This is a genomic window from Alistipes sp. i18-0019-D1 (assembly GCF_042852885.1).
Classification (GTDB): Bacteria; Bacteroidota; Bacteroidia; order Bacteroidales; family Rikenellaceae; genus Alistipes.
This window is the reverse complement of record NZ_AP031424.1, coordinates 1,443,269-1,462,380: the sequence shown is the minus strand read 5'-3', so window position 1 is coordinate 1,462,380 and position 19,112 is coordinate 1,443,269. Positions and strand designations below refer to the sequence as shown.

The following is a 19,112-nucleotide window of genomic DNA, read 5'->3' as shown; positions in this document are numbered from 1 at the left end:
AAAATAATTTTTGAGTGGTATTTTTATTTTCTGATATTCAATAAGATACAATGATATTCAGTTTGTACCGTCCCCATCCTTACCACTCATAACCCTACCTAATTTTGCATCGTTCGAGAACAGAAATAACAGCCAGTGCGCAGGGCTGATTGTTTAACGACTAAATAGATTGGACGATGACAAATATCCAAGAATTATTATCAAAACCCGTCTGGCAGATGACAGGCGAAGAATTCATATTCCTGAGTAAGCACGCTTCAGGTCAGGCCGAAGCATTGCCGCAACCCGTTACAGACACGGAAAAGAAGTATGTGTACGGAATACTCGGTATAGCCAAACTGTTCGGGTGCAGTCTGCCCACTGCCAACCGCATAAAGAAAAGCGGTAAGATAGACAAGGCGATTACCCAGATAGGGCGCAAGATTATCGTAGATGCGGAATTGGCTCTTGAGCTTGCCGGGAAGAAAACAGGAGGACGGAAATAATGGGAGGTATGCTTATGGACTATATGAAAGAAATAAAGGAGATTTCGGCAGAACAGGCAATAATCCTTTGGCAAGCTTCACGCCTGAGTCTGTCGAAAATCTACGAAAAAGCACCTGAGATTCTAAAAGTGCAAGGTTCGGTCATTGGTACACTGGGCAATTTCAGTGCATCCATCGGCAAAGCCAAGAGTAAAAAGACTTTCAATGTATCGGCTATCGTAGCCGCCGCATTGAAAAACGGTACGGTACTGCGGTATGTTGCGGAACTACCGGAAGAAAAAAGGAAGATTCTTTATGTGGACACGGAACAAAGCCATTATCACTGTCTGAAAGTCATGAAACGTATTTTACGGCTTGCTGGTCTTCCTGATGACAGGGACAATGAACATCTGGAGTTTCTCGCTTTGAGGAAATACACGCCCGAACAGCGTATCAGGATTGTCGAACAGGCTATCTATAATACACCGGACATAGGGCTTGTAATCATAGACGGCATCCGTGATATGGTATATGACATCAACAGTCCGGGAGAATCGACACGCATTATATCCAAACTGATGCAGTGGACGGATGACAGGCAGATACACATCCATACGATACTCCACCAGAACAAAGGCGATGAAAACGCAAGAGGGCATATCGGTACGGAGCTGAACAACAAGGCGGAAACCGTTCTGCTGGTGGAAAAGGACAAGAGCAACGGGGATATAAGCAATGTTTCAGCCATGCACATCCGTGCAATGGATTTCGAGCCTTTCGCTTTCCGTATCAACGACAATGCATTGCCTGAACTCATAGAGGGGTACAGACCCGAAGCGAAGAAACCCGGAAGACCGGAAGAGGAAAAGTTTGACCCTTACAGACATATTAGCGAACAGCAGCACCGCATAGCACTGGAAGCGGCTTTCGGACTGAAAGAGGAATACGGCTACAAGGATCTGGAAACCTCCTTAATCAAGTCATATATGTCGGTAGGTGTAAAACTGAACCATCAAAAAGCGGTATCACTTATCACCATGCTCCGGAACAAACGGATGATAGTACAGGAGAACGGCAGGAAATACACGTTCAAGCCGGACTTTCACTATTAGACCGTATAACCTGTAATCACTTCACTTTATTCGGCAGGTCTATATATTAAGAATAAAGCGAAGCGGTTGTAGGGAATAGAAAAGCGCTTCACTTTATTACCGTATCCTATATATACGAAGATAAAGTGAAGTGATTATACAGACCGTACTTCATAAAAAAGTACGGGCGAAAAGAGAAATAAATATTCCAACCATTATTCAAACACTCATCTTATTATGGATATACAGACAGCAAAACAAATCAGGATAGCGGATTTTCTGTACAGTTTGGGATATTCTCCCGTCAAGCAGCAAGGTATTAACCTATGGTACAAATCCCCGTTACGGGAAGAGACAGAACCCTCGTTCAAAGTAAATACCGAGCGCAACCAATGGTATGATTTCGCAATCGGCAAAGGTGGAAATATCATCGCACTGGCACAGGAACTCTACTGTTCCGACTATGTGCCTTATCTTCTACAGAAAATCGAAGAACAGATACCACACATACGTCCCGTGTCTTTCTCTTTTGGCAAGCAATCATTTTCCGAACCGAGTTTTCAGCAATTGGACATTGTGCTGCTGGCTTCTCCTGCCCTGCTTGCCTACCTACAGGAAAGAGGGATAAACACGGCACTGGCGAAAAGAGAATGTAAGGAAGCCCGTTTCACCCACAACGGCAAACGGTATTTCGCCATTGCCTTTCCGAACATATCAGGCGGATATGAAATTCGCAACCGATATTTCAAGGGATGTATCGCACCAAAAGAAATATCCCATATCAGACAGTCAGGAAAACCAAGGAGTACATGTTACGTTTTTGAGGGATTTATGGATTACCTTTCCTTTCTTACTTTAAGGCTGGAAAGCTGTCCGCAATCACCCGACTTCGACAGACAGGATTACATAGTTCTTAATTCCGTAGCCAATGTTCCCAAGGCACTCTATCCGTTGGGAAGCTATGAGCGCATCCACTGTTTCTTTGACAATGACCGTGCAGGAATGGAAGCAATACAGCAAATCCGAAAGGAGTATGATGCTACCCGGTATATACGTGACGCCTCGCAAATCTACAGTGGATGTAAAGATCTGAACGAATATTTACAGAAACGAATAGCCGATAGGAAAGAGCAAGCGCAATCTGTCGAAAAGAGGAATGATACGCTATCCAAGAAACCGAAAGGCTTCCGGTTATAGCCCACTATAACTACACGCTTCGCTTTCGTAGTTGTGGGCTCTCCCGAGGGGATTAGGGCTTTGCCCTAATGACCCACTCAGGGCGTTTCACCCCTGAGAACCCCGAGCAAAGAGTGACCCTCTCTTTGCAATCTCCGCTTATGGGTTACCCCTAAGAACCCCTCTGCGAAAGCGAGCAAAGTAAATCAATTGTAAACAAAGGAAAGAAGCTATGGCAACAAAATCAAGCATACATATCAAGCCTTGCAACATCGCATCGAGCGAGGCACACAACCGAAGGACTGCCGAGTATATGCGTAATATCGGGGAGTCCAGAATCTATGTCGTTCCCGAACTTTCCACCGATAACGAACAGTGGATAAATCCCGACTTCGGCACTCCCGAACTGCGAACTCATTATGACAATATCAAGCAAATGGTCAAGGAAAAGACCGGACGTGCCATGCAGGAAAAGGAAAGGGAACGCAAGGGAAAGAATGGAAAGATTATCAAGGTGGCGGGATGCTCACCCATCCGTGAAGGAGTATTGCTTATCAGACCGGACACCACACTGGCTGATGTACGCAAATTCGGTGAAGAGTGCCAAAGACGCTGGGGCATCACTCCGCTACAGATTTTCCTGCATAAAGACGAAGGGCATTGGCTGAACGGTCAGCCGGAAGCAGAAGACAAGGAGAGCTTCCAAGTCGGTAACAGATGGTTCAAACCAAATTATCATGCTCATGTCGTATTCGACTGGATGAACCATGAAACTGGAAAGAGCCGAAAGCTCAATGACGAGGATATGGCAACCATGCAGACCCTTGCTTCCGATATTCTCCTGATGGAACGTGGACAGGCAAAAGCTGTCACAGGTAAAGAGCATCTGGAACGAAATGATTTCATCATTGAGAAGCAGAAAGCCGAACTGCAACGTATAGAGGAAACCAAGCGACACAAGGAACAACAAGTAAGCCTTGCCGAACAGGAACTCAAACAGGTAAAAGCAGAGATACGCACGGACAAACTAAAGAAAACAGCCACCAATGCTGCTACCGCCATAGCAAGCGGTGTAGGTTCTCTTTTCGGAAGCGGTAAGCTGAAAGAACTGGAACATCACATCGAGCAGCTACATCAGGAAATTACCAAACGGGACAAAGCTACTGATGAATTAAAAATTCAGATACAACAAATACAGGAACAGCATAGCAGACAAATTCGTAATCTTCAAAGAATACATAATCAAGAACTTGAAGCCAAAGACAAGGAAATATCACGATTGAGCACCTTGCTTGAAAAAGCCCACAAATGGTTTCCCATGTTCAAAGAGATGTTGAGAATGGAAAAATTATGCGCTGTTATCGGGTTTACCAAAGACATGATAGAAAACCTCTTGACAAAGAAAGAATCCATACAATGTAGTGGCAAAATTTATTCCGAAGAACACAGGTGGAAATTTGACATCAAGAATGATATTTTTAGGGTTGAGAAACATCCGATGGATAGTGGTAAGCTTATGCTGACCATAAACCGACAACCCATAGTACAATGGTTTAAGGAACAATGGGAAAAGTTACAGCAGAATCTACGTAACTCGGTGCAGAGAGAGCAAAAATCCAGAGGATTTAGAATATAGAATAGCCTATTATTAATAAAATCAAGTATCTATGCATCCAAACAGATTGTTTTTATTACAGAATCAAAATCCTAAGAATTTATAAAAAATGAAGCCTAAAGAAGTTTTGGAAAAATGGATAGATTGCTTTAACAAAGCAGATGCTTATCATATAGCAGAGCTGTATGCTACTAATGCAGTAAATCATCAAGTCGCAAACGAACCAATAATAGGTAAAGAATCAATCTACAAAATGTTTGTGAATGAATTTGCCACTGCTAAAATGGTTTGTATGGTGGAAAATATTTTTGAAGATGGCGAATGGGCTATCATGGAATGGAAAGACTCTCTTGGACTTCGTGGATGCGGATTTTTTCATGTAAAAGATAACAAAATCGTCTTTCAAAGAGGGTATTGGGATAAACTTTCATTCTTGAAGCAACACAATCTTCCAATTGAATAAGTACTATCAGAATACGGACTGGGAAATTGAAATACCCAGTCCGAGTTATATAATGAATTTTACTTGTTAAACTATTTAAAGTCAGTTGGATAACAAACCATACCTTTCACATTCTCAGTAGCTCCAGGTATTAATTCAGCCACCATGCAATATTCATGAGAGACTTCGAAAGGAAATTCAATTCCTAAATCGATAGCCTTGCGATAGCCAAATCGAGGATAATACTCTTTATGCCCCAATACGACTGCTGTGCCGTAACCCAAAAGTGCTGCCCTCTGATGGGCTTACTGAATCAACATCCCCCCCCCAATTCCCTTACGCTGGAATTCCGGCAAGACTGCCAATGGAGCTACACTCAGGGATGTGACAGACTGGGTGTCACTGTCTATCTTTACTTCTGTAAGTAAGATATACCAGACAATTTGTTTTTCTGTCATTTTCTTGTTCTTATCTAATTGTTAGGCTCATTGTTGTTATACATTGTTTAATTATAGATAAATCGTGAATATCCTTCTCTCTTAAATCGTAGCCCGAATGGAATACTTGTTGCCCTTTTGCAGAAATGCAAGGGATGCTTCTGCCTTCAAAGACTGCTGTTCCAAAATAGTCCGGTTGAAATTCATACCAGCCTCCATCCAAGTCGGCTTGTTTGGAAGTGCCGTCCGCATTCAAGACAAAAGGATGGATATCAATATAGCCTAATTCTTTGCTATACAGTTCCACACGGGTGGGCAACCAATTTGTTTCAATTTGATATCCTCTCTCCTGCAAAAGATCAAGGAGTTGGTCTGTATAATTGGCATCAAAATCAATGTCAATATCTCTATGCAAGCGGGTTTGCTGTCCGTACAAGACATCCACTCCCCAGCCTCCATCCAACCAAAACTGCATGTCCAGGCTTTCCAACAAGTCCAAAACTTGAAATAACTCTGTAATCGTAGTGTGTTCTTTCTTTGTCATATAATAATTCTTTAATAAATAATACTATGCGTAATTATCCAACTGCTTGATTGAAGAAATAAAATTTGCACCCACTCCAATCAGAAAGATAACCCATCCGCTGATCATAAAGACGGATGTGATACCCCATGCTTCCACCCAATATCCTGAAGCTACGATACCCAGCATTGATGGAAAGGTACTCAAACTAAAGATGAGAGAAAAAGTCCGTCCAAGCATGTCCGAAGCCAAGTTCTGCTGAATAATAGCGATGAAAAGCGCATGGTAAATGGAATAGGCTATGCCTCCTGTAAATGTTAGGCAAACAAAACCTATAAATGCGCTTGATGGTAAATAACTGGCGCTAATCAGATACAATCCCAATATCACATAAGCCGTATGCATCACTAATGTTTGCTTGCTTTTCAAAGCCTTACAGGCAAGTACTAAACCGCCCAACAATGCCCCTGAGCCCCAACCCATTTCCACAACTCCCATTTGCAAAATGTTTCCGTTGAAATGCAGAAGCGTCATAAAAGGAAATAACGTAAAAACAGGCATAAGGACAAAAGTCACCAGCGTAAAGCATACGAATAAAGGCAAAATGCCCATTGTACGCCGCAAGGTATGCCAACATTCCGTCAGTTCTTTTTTGAAATCTGGAAGAACTTTCGTTTTTTGAAGAGAAGGAATCTGGACACAAAGTAAGGTCAGACAAGCAGCAACAGCTCCGATCACATCTATGAGCAGAATATACTGTATGGGAAGCCAAACAACGAGGCTTGCCCCTACAACGGGAGCTATCACCTCACTGAAGGATTGAATGGAATGGTACAAACCTGATACCCTGACAAGATGGTGCTTGGGAACCAGTAGAGGGATGCTTGCCTGTAAAGCAGGTGCATGAAACGTACTGCCTATTGAACGACAAGCAGTCAATAGATAAAAAAAAGAAAGGTCTTTATAACCCTTGGTTATCACAATAAAAAGACATAGGGTACAGAACGCGATGAACAAGTCCGAATAAAACATCGTTTTCTTTCGATTCCATCTGTCAACATAGACCCCGGCAAACAAGCCTAATACAAATTGTGGTAAAAATCCAGCTAAAATAGCCAGAGATAAAGCTGTCGGGGATTTAAATTCGTTGCTAATCCAAAAAATAATGGAGAAGCCAACAATCGTACTTGTTAAAATAGATATGAGTTGGCCTATTCCTATCACGGCCAAAGTTGATTTCCAATGATTCATTGTGCTAATATTTCATGCGTTTATAGATAAGTACTTTCGTACATTAAGCAAAACGAAATTCTATCCACACAAAAAACTTGTATTATAATCCACTCCTGACGTTGGAATACAATAACAAATACTTTCAGGACGATGTAAAGTCCTGAAAAATCAAACTGAATGGATAGATAAATATTAGTCTTTTCTCATCGGATTCTTTTAATATCGCTACTCTTTTATTATGTAGTGGTTGTATTATCTTAAATAAAACAAAAACACCGACTTTACATTCTTGGGTGTAAAACTGGGTGTTTATTTTGCAATCTGCTGATTTTCAGCGTTTGTTGCGGAGAGGGAGGGATTCGAACCCCCGGTACAGTTACCCGTACACCGCATTTCGAGTGCGGCCCGATCGACCACTCCGGCACCTCTCCTTTTCGGTCGCGGGAGGAGGGCTTGCCCCGTTCTCCCGATCCAAAACCGTTGTTTTGGGACTGCAAATATAGGCATATTTTTTATTTTCGCACATTTTCGTGCGGAAAAAATCACATTTGGTTGAAAAAACGCCTCCGGAAGCCGAGGTTTTACCGCTTTTCCGGAATTATTCGTACCTTTGACTTCGTCGAAGATACTCCCGCTCGGCAAAGTGCAGGCAGGCTTGTTTTTGCTCCCGCTGATTCGTATCTTTGCGGAGGATAAACCTCCGCTTAGATAGGCGGCGCCTCGGCATAGTCAAATAAATTTGCCTCTGCTCTCGGCTTGCACTATCTTTGCAAACGAACGGATCCGCATTCGCGCATGCAGTATTTCCCGTGCGCGGCCGTTTATAAGGATGAACGATACTAAAACCGGTACGGTTTTCGTTTGGTACTCGGAGAACTAACGCAAACATTACGTGCGCTATGAAAAAGTTGAAAATTTTATTCGGAACCGTCATCCTGTCCGCAGGCCTCGCAAGCTGCTCGTCGGCTTACTACGCCTCGGCGGGGTATGCTTCCGACGATCTCTACGCCGTGCATGACCGCGCGGAGATCTCCCGCAGGAAGCAGGCCGAGGCCGAGGCGCAGCGCGCTGCCGCCGAAGCCCGCAGGGCCGAATGGGAGGCGCGGATCGCCGAGGCGAAGGCCGCTGCCGCGGAGAATAGCTATTACGAATACCGCTCTGCGGACGCAAATCCTTACGAGAGCGTGTTGGCCGACGACTATGAAAGCGCTTACGCGCGCCGCCTGCGCGGATTCGAGTCGCCGACCTACAAGATGCCGTCGAGCTACATCAATGCCCGCTACGGTTCGGCCTTCAACTACGTGTCGGCCTACGACCCGGCGTTTTACAACATCGTGGTCATGGGCGACCAGGTGTGGGTGGAACCCAAGTACATCACCTCGATGTTCGGATCGTGGGGCACGGTGATCTACTCCGATCCGTGGTATTACGGGTGGAACAGGCCCTGGGGCCCGAGCTTCTCGTTCGGCAGCTGGGGCTGGAGCTTCGGGTGGAACTCGTGGCACAATCCCTGGTACGGACCCGGTTGGGGACCGTGGTACAGTTCGTGGTACGACCCCTGGTACGGACCGGGCTGGGGCTGGGGGCCCGGATGGCACGGGCATCATCATGGTCCCGGATGGGGGCCGGGCTGGCACGGACGGCCTTATCAGTCGAACATCGTGCGCCGGCCCAATCCCTACACGTCGCCTTCGGGAACCCGCTACGGCGTGGGATCGTATTCCGGTTCGAAATCGACCGGGTCGATGCGCGGCGGCAGCAGCGGCGGCCGGAACACCTTCGGCGTGCGCGACAACAGCGGCGGGCGGAACTCGTCCGGAGGACGCTATAATTCGGGCAGCTCGTCGCGCGGAGGCAGCCGGTACAACGATAACGGCTACCGCAACTCCGGCGGCAACACCTACGACCGGGGCAACAGTTATAACAGCGGCAGTTCGTCGTCCTACAACCGCGGCAGTTCGCCTTCGTCGGGCGGCAGTTACGGCGGAGGTTCGCGCGGCGGGTCGGGTACGACCTCTTCGGGAGGCAGCTACCGGAACTCCGGCGGACGTTAACGGTTGACTTTCTTAATGTGCAAACGACTATGAAACGACTGATAATCACGCTTGCGGCCGCCGCGACGGCGGCCGGGGCTTCGGCTCAGCAATGGGGCGGACTTCTGATGGACAAGGACCTGCTGATGCCGACCGATATGATCGAACTCTCGCAGACGCAGTTCAACTTCGGCACGGCGCGCGCCATGGCCATGGCGGGGGCTTTCACCTCGCTGGGCGCCGACCTCTCGTCGATGTCGATCAACCCGGCGGGTCTGGGCATGTACCGCCACGGCGACATTTCGATCACGCCGATGATGTCCTTCGCGCGCAGCAAGGGCAACGCCCCGGAGTACGGGCGCAATTCGCGCGACCGCTTTTCGATGGCCAACATCGGTGTCGTGATCAACGCTTACGAGGGTTCGCGCTCGCTCATCAGCCTCAATGTCGGCTTCGGCTACAACCGCATCGCCGATTTCAACTACGACTATGGGTTCGTGCGGCAGAACCAGGCCGCGACCATCGGCGACGCCTATGCCCGTCAGCTGAAGTGGGACGGCGTTTCGAAAAACGATTTTTATACGAACGGCGGTTCGGGCGACTGGGTTTGGCCGAACGATCCCCAGTATTGGAATGCGATGCTGGCTTACCGCGGGTTTCTGATCGACCAGACCGATCCCGACGATCCCGGGACGTGGAAACCGACATGGGTCGGGAACAATGCGGGCGTCGACCACTACACGATGCTGCGGAGCAAAGGCTCGATCGGCGAGTATGTGCTGTCGGTGGGCGCCAATATCAACAATAAAATCTACATCGGTGCGTCGCTGGGCATCCAGAGCGTCTACCAGCGCAAATACATCGACTATGTCGAAGAGTATTTCTACGATGCGCCGAGCCAGAACACGCCCGATTTCGGAAATTCCGGGCTGGACTATCAGCTGCTGCGCTGGAAACTCAACCAGAGCGTGATCGTGGACGGCACGGGCGTCAACTTCAAGGCGGGCATCGTCTATCGTCCGACGGCGAACCTGCGTCTCGGCGCGGCGATCCATACCCCGACCTACTATTCGCTCGACCGGAAATTCCAGAGCGCGGCGGCCGGACTGGCCTATGCCAACAACGATACCGATCCGAACGTGACGCCCGACAAGGATGGATACATTTCCACGGCGAACGATCCCAACATGACCTCGCCGCTGCTGGTCGACGACGGACCCAACGGCTGGTCGTTCGTCTCGCCGACGCGGCTGATGTTCGGTGCATCGTACACGTTCGGCGAGCGGGGCGTGATTTCGGTCGATTACGAGCGCGACTGGTACAACGGCATCCGCATCAAGGACAATCCCTCGGGGCTGGATTCGCAGTCGTGGTACAACGATTCGTTCCGCCAGAATTTCAAGGGATCGAACATCGTGCGCGTGGGCGCCGAGTTCAAACCCCTGCCGGTGCTGTCGCTGCGTGCGGGCTTCGGCTTCAGCGATTCGATGGTCCGGGACGATGAGTTTCCGCCGGCATCGCCCGTCATCAAGCAGACGACCTATTACGGCGCCGGCGTGGGATTCGTCCTGGCCCGGGGCGTGCTGCTCGACCTGGCCTATCAGTACATGTCGTCGAAGACCACGGACTACTACCTGTTCTACGCCGAGGACAAGGCAGGGTACACCGAGAGTGCCGTCTATTCGACCGACATCAACCGTCACAACGTGGCGCTGACGCTCGGATTCCGCTTCTGACGGGGCGGTACATATAATATAAAGGCCTGTCGCCATGGCAAACTTTTTTTGTTTGATAATTGATTGATAACCAGTAGTTAGTTTCGCTTAAAAAAGCTAATCTCTACTTATAAGCATACATAGAGGGTTTCAATAACCAACTGATACTGAAGACAAAAGTATATAAAAAAGTCGGATTGTAAAACACTGGAAAAGAACCTTCTTTTATCAATCAAGGAAATCAAAAAGTGTATAGAGCAAAGTGGCGCATGTATGGTATAGATAATTCCGTACATGCGCCACTTTCTTAATCATCTGATTTGCATTGATTTACATTAATTGTTATTATATACTATCATTTGGTACTGATAAGCATTGATTTTGCTTGTGGGGTGTATTATTGTCCACCTAAAAAAATCAAGAATATCTCCTTGAAACGGGTTTGACGAGCAGGTCGATGTGCTCGTGTTCAAGGATATGTTCCATAGCCTTGTATATGGGCATCTTTTCGATACCAGCAATCTTCAGGGCTTCCATCTTGATGGTATTCTCGATGAGCAACAGGTAGTCTTCCTCCTTCAGCTCAACATATTTCTGTGACTGTGATTTTAATTTTGCCATATTGATGTTGTTATTTGTTTCCGAAGTCGGCAGGAATCTCACCCCACAGGCGGTTGTCCCAGTGCAGCACTTCGATGTCCTTGATTCTTGCCTCCATCACTTTGAGGAATATCTCCGCTTTCTGCAATGCCGGGCATCTGCGTGAAGAGGCTGTCTGTTTGTTACGATACCACGTGATGGCTGTAATGCTGTCCGAGTAGATTGTTCGCGGACTTTCCGGATGTTCCATGACATATCTGACCGCCTCGACAATGCCGAGAAACTCCCCGATATTGTTCGTCCAGTTACCGATAGCTTTGGAAAAGAGTTCTTTTCCTGAAGAGAGGTCGACAGCCCGGAAGCGTGTCAACCTCTCTTTTGCAGAATGGGCACCGTCGGTCGCAATACCCACGACCGGTTTTTCTTTCATTGAATTCCTCCCTGATGTCTGTCTCCCGTATAGATGAACCCGTCGGATTCCATACGTCGTACCAGAGCACGCGCCTGATTCAGATAGTCGGTGATGACACCTTCCTTGTACTTGATATCCTTGCGTCCCTTGAGGATTTCCAGCACACCGTCTATTGTGCGGCTCATTACGCTCTTGCCGTCTTTCGGGTCGAAGAAAATCTTTTTGTTGCCGAACGTCACAGTTACTTGATACAATGTCTTCGGGACGATCACTGTTTCCACATGCGCCTGAAATAACACGGGGGTAGCGGCAACGACTACATACCCGTTGGCTTTGTGCATGGGTTTCAACTCTACCGAGTATAGTATGTTTGGCTCGAGAGTTCCTTTCAGGTCTTCCGAAAGGACACAAATCTGCTTGCCGAATCTTGAGTCTTCACGGACTCCCATCAATTTACGTGTCTTGGAATGGCGCGAAACGAACCCTATCAGTTCGCCCGTCTCTTCCGATCTCGCAAACTTCAGTTGCGATTTTTCCGATGTCATATTACTGTTCTTTCATATTCAATCTATTGCTTTCAATTGACAATCTGTTTTCAATGGGTCACTTTTCCATACAAATATATGCCAATTTTTCACGCCAACAAAACGTTTTAGTTATTAATTTTCAGATGGTTATGTGTAATATATATAGAGAAAAGGCTGCATTCAGTACAGCCTTTCCTCCTCTGTAAAATGACTGAAACGCTCGTCAGTATCAGAAGTTTGCAGTAGATAACGGCATTTCCAATAACGGTAAATCCGCCTTCCGTTGGGTATACAGTGATTTATATCGTCAGCATTCAGATATTGGTTCCCTTGTTCCGTACCGTGGTGCATCCATGTAGCGCACCCGGGCAGGTCCGGGTTGTTCCGGACATAGAAGTCCATTTTCTCTTTACCGGCGACAAAGATATTGTGTATCCGTACGTCCTTATCGATAGGAAACCGGTAGGCGTACAACGCGAAGTCACAGATGTCGGTTTCCAGCAGGTTGCCGCCAAAGTGTTCGGGAGCTTTCCGTTTCAGGTTCTCGAACCCCTCCAAAATACCCGGCCTGTCGCATATCTCGGCAAACCTTTCATCCGTTACCGGCGCAGCCGTCGCATAAACCACCCGAAAACCATTATCCGTACTGTCCAGTACCATGACATGCGCGACTATCCCCGGTGATTTGTTGATACTTTCGTCAATGCTGTCCGAGTCCGTGGTCAGACAGCATTTCAGCGTTCCGATGATTAATACCGCTACCACCAACAGTGTCCAAGGACCTATTGCTGCCGCTATCAATATCAATTCATCGGCCCGTTTCCGTATTTGTTTCATTGATTTTGAGAATGTGGCGGCCGGATACCCCCCGGACCTCGGACACGCATACCTTGCATCCTGCATCCAGCAACCGGTTTCTACATTCTTCCAAGGCGGCGTCGGAAATCCTGATGGCAGGTATACCTGCCGCCGTCATCTTGAACCGGGGCACTTCCGTGATCCGGGTAATCGTTTCGGCATCATCAAAATACGCCTCGAATGAATCTCCGACATGGAAAAGGATGATGGTTTCCACGCCATGCCTTTCCTTCATGCCGCCGTAACAGCGGCGAATAATCTCTTCCTTTTTCATATCAAATAGATATATTAGGTTTGATGTCAGCCAAACATGAAAGTGCCTGTAATCCGTTCAACTGCCGGGCTTTCGTCCGAAATACATATACAGACTTTCTTCATCTGACAAATATACAATAAATTACGGAACGACCCATGTCTATTGCATGAAACTATCCTTTCATCTTCACCTCCCTTCTTTCAAATTGTTCGCGGATGATTTCAACGAGTTGTCCGATGCTGTCGATTTTGTGACTCTTACCGCAGGCTTTGCCATGGAACAATGGCGTGAAGTACAGGTTAAAATCCTCATCGATGGAAAAACCTCCCACGAGGACGATACCCGCCTTGATACGGTAATACTCGCCGTACATGGCGTAATCATCCGTAGTTTTGGTGAACCCGTACTCCGGCAACAAGTCCGGCAAAGTGTCCAGGATCGGCCGGATAACATCCTTGAGAAAATTCGGGGTCTCAACTTCCTTTTTCCGTTTCCGACCTTTTCTGCCGGTTCCGTTATCGTCTTGCAGGTAATGGGCATCGAAACGATCCCGATACCTTTCTGTCAGTTCCTTAATATCCATATCCTTTATACATTTAATTGTTTTCCTCAAGCCACTCTTCCAGTGTCATGGAGTCCTCGAAACCGTATTCGTCAATCTGTACATAGCCGTCCTTTTCCGTGATAAACTCTTTCCTGGTCAGGATGGTTCCGCCATGATTTACCATCACCGTCGGTTCGATGGTCGCCAGACGGTCCCCGTCATCCGACTCCCGGATATCGTATGCGTACAGTCCCTCCGGAACGGCATTCCGGTCAATCCGCATATCCGTAAACAATGCAGGCGTGTCATTGATGGTCATAGACTCAAAGGTCTCGTTGCCAATGTTTTCTTTTGTAATCATATTTATTGATTCAAATAGTTTATTATTCCTGCTTGGGAAGTTCAATGGCTCTTACCCAATTGTTCCGGTCATCAAAACATTCATCATTGATGTTGGCCGTAAATTCCAGCGGTGTCATCTTCTCAACCCGCGTTGCGGGGTTATTTTCGTAATCAACGATGATTTTTCCGGCCGGAACGTCACGTTCAAATTCGTCCAGCGGGAAAGAGAATATCCATATTTCCCGGTCTTTATCTTCCCCAAGAAACGCCTTGAGGTTGTCTGTATAAGCCTGGCATTTGTCCCACGAGGTTTCCACGAATGAAATGATTTCCTCTTCCGGTTTGCCGGTACGGTCTTTCAGGAATGCAACGGCATTCCCTTTCCAGATATCCTGCTCGACACAGAGTTCCAGATAACGTTCCCAGACTGTCACCAGCCAGTCCATGTTAATCTCATGCAGGTGGCGGCAGGTGAAACGCTCCCGGCTTTCCGCGTTGTAAAGCGTGCAGCTTCCGTCCGTGCGTATCTCCTCCAACCGGTACATGGTGTATACCGGTATCCCGTGGCCATACCCGTCTTCCCCTTCCTCCTCGACATATACCGTATGGGGCAACATATTTTCCGGCATTTTCGGTATCGCACACAGGTTGGCTATAACTTCCTGTTCCAACGCTTTTTGTTTCTCCTGTATTCTCATTGTCTATCCATCTTTTAGTATGATTTTACCTTCTTGAAATAATCTCTGTTTGTAACGACGGTGGTTGCGTATATTTTCGGTATGTTTCTTCCGGTCATATTTATACAAGCCTTTTGCCTTGTTCTCTCTCAGCAGTTCCTTGTTCCGCTCTTCGCTTTCTGGGTTCACAATGAAGGTTATCAGCCTGCGGCTGACACCGTATTCCCGGGCAAGCTGGCGCTGGCTGACAGCTTCTGTCATGTAACGGTGGAAAATTTCAGCCTTCTGAAAAGGAGTGAGCTTCTGCCTGCGGTCATATTGTGTCCCGCTGATGATTATTCCCGAGCTTTTGTATGGCATGGTGAAGTCTGTTTTTCGTTTGTGGTCCATGAATGGTAGATGCGTTGTTTGCCATCTAAGGAGAGTAGAAACCAGCGGCTATAAATCCGTTCCAGCGTTTCGGTGTCGTGCCCGTATATCGGTCCCAGTTCGTTTGCAAACATCGCCGCTACCTTCAGCCTCCTGGTATCGGACAGCTTCTCCCACCAGCGGCAAATGGTCTTGTACTGCTTCACGTCCGTTACAAGGTCCGGAACCGGAGCGGAGGAGATATATTCCGCCTCTTTGCCGCACGGTGCCTGCCAGAACCCCTGTTCGCAAAGAGCGCGTTGCTCGTCACAAACCCGTTCTGCAAAGGATTTGAGTGCCATTTGGAATATCTTTCTTTCCAGTTCCTTACGTTCCATGGACAGTTCATGCACACCCACGTTCAGCCCGTGCTTATTGCGTTCATCCGGGGAAAGCTTGTTGCTCAAGGCTTTCCTGACCAGTTCCAGCCGTTCTTTCAGAGGGCCGTATTCGTTGTTATCTAAATACCGGTTAAACAGTTCCTGTTCGTTTCCGGGCAGTATGAATATATTTTCCATCATGCATCATTTAAGTTATCGGATGTGAATAGGATATATCGCAGTGGATAGCGGGTGTCGGGGTGCGGAAATAGCCACGAGATCCCGTGCCGTCAAGGGGCGCAGAAAAACGGCATCGAACTCCTGAGTATCGTCTTCACGGATATCTCGGACTTCAATGATCCATGTGCCTTCATAGCGGCACCAGGCAATCACCTCCAAAATCATTTCCTTTCTGTAGTCAGCCGGTCCGTCCCCGAAACTTTCACGTATCCGCTTAATTGCATCGTCTGTCAGCCGGACAAATTCCCCTTTGCGGAACGGAGCTTCCGGCGTAACGGCAGGAGTCAGCATCTGCCAGTCTTCATGTCCGTCCAGGTCTTCCACAGCCATTGCGTAGGCTTTGTATTCAGCTTCGGTCTCGAAATGTCGGGTTATCACATATCCCCCGGATTCGGCCGTGCTCTCCACCGACGAGATATCCCCGGTTTTCCTGTATATGCTTACAGTATCCTTACCGAGTAGAACTTTTACTGTTATCATTATTGCAGATGGTGTGGTTTTATTATAAATGGAACTCCACGTCTTCCTCCTCGAACTCCGTGTCGTGGTCCTCGTTGTACCCCTCGACGGTCGAACCAGGGACATAGGTCTCTCCGCCAATCCCATAACGTCCGGCATCGAGCAGTTTCCGAAGGGTTTCGGTGTCCCCGTTTAGAATCCTTTCGATGTCCTCCCGGCTGCCCCGGACGCTAATTCCGAGACGTAGCCAGAGATTTTCCTCTCTCGAGGTGTCCGCCTCTTCCGACCGGTGGCGTATGATATGATAATCACTCCATCCGTCGGCATCGTTTACCCCGGCGATGTAGGCATTGTACTCCGCCTCAGTCTCGAACTCTTTCTCGTCCACGACGCCCCCGTTATCCGCCAGCCATTCTTCAGAAGGCAGTTCATTGTTCTCTTCATATTCCCGTACGGCGTCCTCGCCGAAAATCGTTGTTATCTTTATCATGTGTCTTTGGGTTTTGAATATTTGTTATTTAATGGTTATCAAACTCGTTTGCCCGAACCGGTTTGATTCGGTTCGCAGACAGCCACCCGGTTTCCGGCGCGTATCAGTTTGGGGAGATACACGTCCAGGTCACGAAAAGAAAACCGCAGTTCCTTGACGCCTTTCCCTTGCCCGTCGACGCGTTCGGCGGTGGCAATGCCCAAAATGCCGGAAGCGGCGATGGCATCATCCTCATACAATTCACAAGATTCCCCGTTTCGGAAAATGTACAGGGCATCCGGGTGCGCCGCTTTCATCTCGCGGTATTTTCCCATCATGTCGGAAACTCCCGGGACATTTCCGTTCCCCGTTACATTCCGGGTCTTCAGTAGGTTCCTCGTGGCGTCGATGTCGATGAAATTCGTCCAGCCGGCTTTATGAAGTTCGACAGCAGCTTCCCGCAGGGATACCTTCCCGTTCTCGACCTCCTCTTTCAGGGATTCGAGAATGTTCTTGATTTTATAATCATTCATCATATTTTTTATTCTTTGGTTACATTGTTACTTGTTCCGACGGTATTCCGGTCAAGGGGAAAGCACCCGTGGCCTCCGGTAACCCGTCGATACACTGCCCGTCGTCAGGATTTCCCCGACAGGTAATGCCCGATGGACTTGTAACGGTTAGGAATGTTCGCGTTCTCGTTGAAACCGTTCAGGCAGTGGAGCAAGGCATCTTCGAGCGTGACATAACGACGGTCGAAAGTTTGGATATTATCCAGACAATAAGCATTTACAGCGTATTTGAAAGGCGCGTACATCCTTTCGTTCTCCCGCTTTAAAATGACAAACCAGTCGAAATGGAGTTTCAAGCGGAAACCGTCGCTCTCGCCGACTTTCATCAGCCGCTCTTCGTCGAGAAGCCGCCGCACGAGTGTGGCGTCGAGCTGACGGGTATACTCCCTGTACGCCTTGATACGGGCCGTGTAAGCCGCGGCATATTGTTCGATGTCCGTTTCTTTCAGCCGATGTTCCGCCGGGTAAAAGTCCAGCACCTCTTTCGTCGTGACGGGAATTTTCAGGTCGTCCACCCCGATCTCGTAGGTCTTGTTTTCCAACACGTCGTGGAACTCGAACCCTTGAATTCCCATGAGGGTAAATTCTCGCGTCGGGTCAGGGAGCGCAAGTGATTTGAGCTCTTCGAGGTCGCGGCACACGGCCACGACCGGATACTTCTCGACCACGTCTGACGGGCCTCCGATGCGGATATACGCCTTTTCACACCCGTCGTAATCACCATGCCGGACAATGTCGCAGCAGATGTAGTTAGGGGCGGCACGATGCCGCGCCGTATATTCCGTCCAAAGCTTGTCCAGCCCGGCTTTTACTTCGTCAGGGTCGGTCAGGGCAACGTTGCCGCACTGGCTGCACCGGCCGTCCGACAAGGCGTTGCGGGTAAATTCGAGGAACTGTCTGGTGTTCGGGTCGATGACGGCGGTACATTTCACTCCAGTGCCGCCGCAGATACTGCATACGATTGACATAAGTTTTTTGATTTGTGTATTTATTCGTACAATCTTTCTTTTTGACGCTTTTTCAAGGTCATCCGGAGATATTGCATCAGTTTCCCGCAGGGACACAGGGCATGTTCCCGTTGGCGGGCATAACTCAGGTCCCCGTTGGAGAGAACCATGCCTTCAGCATTGAGACAGAGGTCGCCGTAAACGTAGTTCTCCTCCGTAAGATAAATCCCATGAACAGGGTTCGGAAACCCCTCCGTGCTGCGGCCTTCCCGGAAAAGGAAGATACGCTCGGCCTGTCCCCGGACTCCGAAAAAGGGATACGGGGAAAGTGCCGCGAGCGTGGCGGCATGCTCTGCCGGATCATGGAAGCGGTCGTCGCTCATTTCGAGCATGTGGCCGGAGTCCTGTTCCTTTTCCTCCTGGTACTCGTACAGTGCGGCGCAGGCTTCTATGAATTCCTCCGAACGGGATGTGGCAGAGCCGTTGGTTACGATATAAAAGTCATTGACAGTAATACCGTAGGCGCGTACCCGTTCGAGGATATGGCGGATGGCCCGGACGTTAAGCGACGGCTCGCCGCCCGTGATGTTGAAATGGCGAATATGCCTGACATGCCGCAGCAGGTTGCTTATATGTTTCAAAGGGATATCCACGGATTCGGCATCTCCCCGCATGCAATGGGTACAGCGCATGTTGCAACGTCGGGTAATCTCGATGCAGAGATTCTTGATATATAGTTCTCTCATATTCGA

24 protein-coding genes and 1 tRNA gene are annotated in these 19,112 nt (G+C 48.3%); 7 read left to right on the top strand and 18 right to left on the bottom strand.

What is annotated here, in order from left to right:
- Positions 1 to 176 precede the first annotated feature (176 nt).
- The 5 genes from ACGHP5_RS06180 to ACGHP5_RS06160 all read left to right on the top strand — a co-directional run bounded on the left by ACGHP5_RS06180 (position 177) and on the right by ACGHP5_RS06160 (position 4,809).
- Complete coding sequence (locus ACGHP5_RS06180; RefSeq protein WP_007842330.1) at positions 177 to 485, top strand: DUF3853 family protein; 309 nt, start codon at positions 177 to 179, stop codon at positions 483 to 485.
- Between the two features lie 14 nt (positions 486 to 499).
- Positions 500 to 1,576: an AAA family ATPase gene (locus ACGHP5_RS06175; RefSeq protein WP_007852816.1), complete on the top strand. Its 1,077-nt coding sequence runs from the start codon at positions 500 to 502 to the stop codon at positions 1,574 to 1,576.
- A gap of 216 nt (positions 1,577 to 1,792) precedes the next feature.
- On the top strand, positions 1,793 to 2,752 hold the full coding sequence (locus ACGHP5_RS06170) for a toprim domain-containing protein (protein WP_007842328.1): 960 nt from the start codon (positions 1,793 to 1,795) through the stop codon (positions 2,750 to 2,752).
- Positions 2,753 to 2,963: 211 nt separating this feature from the next.
- Positions 2,964 to 4,367, top strand: coding sequence for a hypothetical protein (locus tag ACGHP5_RS06165; RefSeq protein ID WP_004308779.1), 1,404 nt, complete (start codon positions 2,964 to 2,966; stop codon positions 4,365 to 4,367).
- An 88-nt stretch (positions 4,368 to 4,455) separates the two neighbouring features.
- A complete protein-coding gene (locus ACGHP5_RS06160) occupies positions 4,456 to 4,809 on the top strand; it encodes a nuclear transport factor 2 family protein (RefSeq protein WP_004308780.1) in 354 nt (117 codons plus the stop codon).
- Between the two features lie 447 nt (positions 4,810 to 5,256).
- Here the strand turns inward: ACGHP5_RS06160 and lnu(AN2) are convergent, their stop codons facing one another.
- From lnu(AN2) to ACGHP5_RS06145, 3 genes are all read right to left on the bottom strand, one after another.
- Complete coding sequence (gene lnu(AN2) / locus ACGHP5_RS06155; protein WP_004308783.1) at positions 5,257 to 5,769, bottom strand: lincosamide nucleotidyltransferase Lnu(AN2); 513 nt, start codon at positions 5,767 to 5,769, stop codon at positions 5,257 to 5,259.
- 24 nt (positions 5,770 to 5,793) lie between these two features.
- Positions 5,794 to 6,999, bottom strand: coding sequence for a macrolide efflux MFS transporter Mef(En2) (gene mef(En2), locus ACGHP5_RS06150; protein WP_005786079.1), 1,206 nt, complete (start codon positions 6,997 to 6,999; stop codon positions 5,794 to 5,796).
- Between the two features lie 326 nt (positions 7,000 to 7,325).
- Positions 7,326 to 7,412 (bottom strand) — tRNA-Ser (locus ACGHP5_RS06145).
- Between the two features lie 468 nt (positions 7,413 to 7,880).
- Here ACGHP5_RS06145 and ACGHP5_RS06140 point away from each other — a divergent pair.
- Together ACGHP5_RS06140 and ACGHP5_RS06135 are read left to right on the top strand one after the other, a co-directional pair.
- Positions 7,881 to 9,035: a hypothetical protein gene (locus ACGHP5_RS06140; protein WP_147619421.1), complete on the top strand. Its 1,155-nt coding sequence runs from the start codon at positions 7,881 to 7,883 to the stop codon at positions 9,033 to 9,035.
- A 29-nt stretch (positions 9,036 to 9,064) separates the two neighbouring features.
- A complete protein-coding gene (locus ACGHP5_RS06135) occupies positions 9,065 to 10,750 on the top strand; it encodes an OmpP1/FadL family transporter (RefSeq protein WP_390568186.1) in 1,686 nt (561 codons plus the stop codon).
- 396 nt (positions 10,751 to 11,146) lie between these two features.
- Here ACGHP5_RS06135 and ACGHP5_RS06130 read toward each other — a convergent pair whose 3' ends face one another.
- The 15 genes from ACGHP5_RS06130 to ACGHP5_RS06060 all read right to left on the bottom strand — a co-directional run bounded on the left by ACGHP5_RS06130 (position 11,147) and on the right by ACGHP5_RS06060 (position 19,106).
- The gene (locus tag ACGHP5_RS06130) at positions 11,147 to 11,350 is read right to left on the bottom strand and encodes a hypothetical protein (RefSeq protein ID WP_004303920.1); all 204 of its coding nucleotides are present in this window, start codon (positions 11,348 to 11,350) and stop codon (positions 11,147 to 11,149) included.
- A gap of 10 nt (positions 11,351 to 11,360) precedes the next feature.
- A complete protein-coding gene (locus tag ACGHP5_RS06125; protein ID WP_004293685.1) occupies positions 11,361 to 11,759 on the bottom strand; it encodes a hypothetical protein in 399 nt (132 codons plus the stop codon).
- A complete protein-coding gene (locus ACGHP5_RS06120; RefSeq protein WP_004293684.1) occupies positions 11,756 to 12,286 on the bottom strand; it encodes a hypothetical protein in 531 nt (176 codons plus the stop codon). The genes ACGHP5_RS06125 and ACGHP5_RS06120 overlap by 4 nt, the downstream gene beginning before the upstream one ends.
- 162 nt (positions 12,287 to 12,448) lie before the next feature.
- Positions 12,449 to 13,105: a hypothetical protein gene (locus ACGHP5_RS06115; RefSeq protein ID WP_004303923.1), complete on the bottom strand. Its 657-nt coding sequence runs from the start codon at positions 13,103 to 13,105 to the stop codon at positions 12,449 to 12,451.
- Entirely contained in the window at positions 13,077 to 13,400 is a 324-nt protein-coding gene (locus ACGHP5_RS06110; RefSeq protein ID WP_004293682.1) for a hypothetical protein, read from the bottom strand. The genes ACGHP5_RS06115 and ACGHP5_RS06110 overlap by 29 nt, the downstream gene beginning before the upstream one ends.
- A gap of 154 nt (positions 13,401 to 13,554) precedes the next feature.
- On the bottom strand, positions 13,555 to 13,965 hold the full coding sequence (locus ACGHP5_RS06105; protein WP_021891778.1) for a hypothetical protein: 411 nt from the start codon (positions 13,963 to 13,965) through the stop codon (positions 13,555 to 13,557).
- 13 nt (positions 13,966 to 13,978) lie between these two features.
- Positions 13,979 to 14,287 (bottom strand): LPD28 domain-containing protein, encoded by a 309-nt coding sequence (locus ACGHP5_RS06100; RefSeq protein ID WP_008143065.1) that lies wholly within the window; start codon positions 14,285 to 14,287, stop codon positions 13,979 to 13,981.
- A gap of 22 nt (positions 14,288 to 14,309) precedes the next feature.
- Positions 14,310 to 14,966: a hypothetical protein gene (locus ACGHP5_RS06095; protein WP_004293679.1), complete on the bottom strand. Its 657-nt coding sequence runs from the start codon at positions 14,964 to 14,966 to the stop codon at positions 14,310 to 14,312.
- A gap of 3 nt (positions 14,967 to 14,969) precedes the next feature.
- Positions 14,970 to 15,305 (bottom strand): hypothetical protein, encoded by a 336-nt coding sequence (locus ACGHP5_RS06090; RefSeq protein ID WP_004293678.1) that lies wholly within the window; start codon positions 15,303 to 15,305, stop codon positions 14,970 to 14,972.
- On the bottom strand, positions 15,281 to 15,871 hold the full coding sequence (locus ACGHP5_RS06085) for a hypothetical protein (RefSeq protein WP_229053208.1): 591 nt from the start codon (positions 15,869 to 15,871) through the stop codon (positions 15,281 to 15,283). Before ACGHP5_RS06085 ends, ACGHP5_RS06090 begins: the two co-directional genes overlap by 25 nt.
- Before the next feature lie 15 nt (positions 15,872 to 15,886).
- On the bottom strand, positions 15,887 to 16,393 hold the full coding sequence (locus tag ACGHP5_RS06080; protein WP_004293676.1) for a hypothetical protein: 507 nt from the start codon (positions 16,391 to 16,393) through the stop codon (positions 15,887 to 15,889).
- Between the two features lie 22 nt (positions 16,394 to 16,415).
- Complete coding sequence (locus tag ACGHP5_RS06075) at positions 16,416 to 16,862, bottom strand: hypothetical protein (RefSeq protein WP_004293675.1); 447 nt, start codon at positions 16,860 to 16,862, stop codon at positions 16,416 to 16,418.
- A gap of 38 nt (positions 16,863 to 16,900) precedes the next feature.
- Positions 16,901 to 17,374, bottom strand: coding sequence for a MutS domain I containing protein (locus tag ACGHP5_RS06070; protein ID WP_004293674.1), 474 nt, complete (start codon positions 17,372 to 17,374; stop codon positions 16,901 to 16,903).
- A 104-nt stretch (positions 17,375 to 17,478) separates the two neighbouring features.
- A complete protein-coding gene (locus ACGHP5_RS06065) occupies positions 17,479 to 18,381 on the bottom strand; it encodes a hypothetical protein (RefSeq protein ID WP_117901650.1) in 903 nt (300 codons plus the stop codon).
- A 20-nt stretch (positions 18,382 to 18,401) separates the two neighbouring features.
- The gene (locus ACGHP5_RS06060) at positions 18,402 to 19,106 is read right to left on the bottom strand and encodes a radical SAM protein (RefSeq protein ID WP_025068530.1); all 705 of its coding nucleotides are present in this window, start codon (positions 19,104 to 19,106) and stop codon (positions 18,402 to 18,404) included.
- Positions 19,107 to 19,112 lie beyond the last annotated feature (6 nt).